Source organism: Pseudomonas sp. SID14000 (assembly GCF_002165135.1).
Taxonomy (GTDB): domain Bacteria; phylum Pseudomonadota; class Gammaproteobacteria; order Pseudomonadales; family Pseudomonadaceae; genus Aquipseudomonas.
Genome location: NZ_NFZQ01000081.1, coordinates 1 through 512, shown reverse-complemented (window position 1 = coordinate 512; position 512 = coordinate 1). Strand labels below are relative to the sequence as shown.

The window sequence follows — 512 nt, the reverse complement described above, 5'->3', positions numbered from 1 at the left end:
ATTCGCCGACATCGAGCTGGGGGGCCACGGCCGCGAGGGACGGTTGGTCGCGGGCACCGCCGGCTTCGAGCCCGACCTGTCGCGGATCGTGGGCTGGTTCACCACCCTGTTCCCGGTGACCGTGGACACCGGACCGGCTGACGACGCCACCGACCCCGCCGACCTGGCCCGTTACGCCCGGCTGCTCCAGCCCTGGCCCCGGCTGCCCGGCCAGGTCATGGACAGCGCCGTGCGCATCACGCCGCATCTGGTCAGCGGGGTACGGCTGGTCGCGGCCGGGTGACGGCCCGGTTCAGCAGGTCAGGCCGCTGCCGCGCGGGGGGTGCAGGACGCGGGTGAACTCCTTGTACAGCTCCACCCGGTGCTCCATCTGGGCCGGGTTGCCGCCGTCGCACTCGGCGCTGCCGTTGAGGCTGCGGATGGTCTCGCCGAAGCCGTGCCGCCCGGTCATCGCCTCGTGGCCGGTCATGGTGCCGGGCCCGGACTGGGTGTTCCAGTACCAGAGCGCGGTC

Annotated in this window: 2 protein-coding genes; one reads left to right on the top strand and one right to left on the bottom strand. The window is 73.2% G+C overall.

The features are described from left to right. Positions 1 to 283, top strand: a 283-nt coding sequence (locus CAY82_RS27470; protein WP_218190851.1) for a hypothetical protein, incomplete at its 5' end; no start/stop codon positions are given. 9 nt (positions 284 to 292) lie between these two features. Here the strand turns inward: CAY82_RS27470 and CAY82_RS27465 are convergent. Beyond that, positions 293 to 512 (bottom strand): hypothetical protein (locus tag CAY82_RS27465; protein WP_218190850.1); only part of this gene is annotated, 220 nt, incomplete at its 5' end.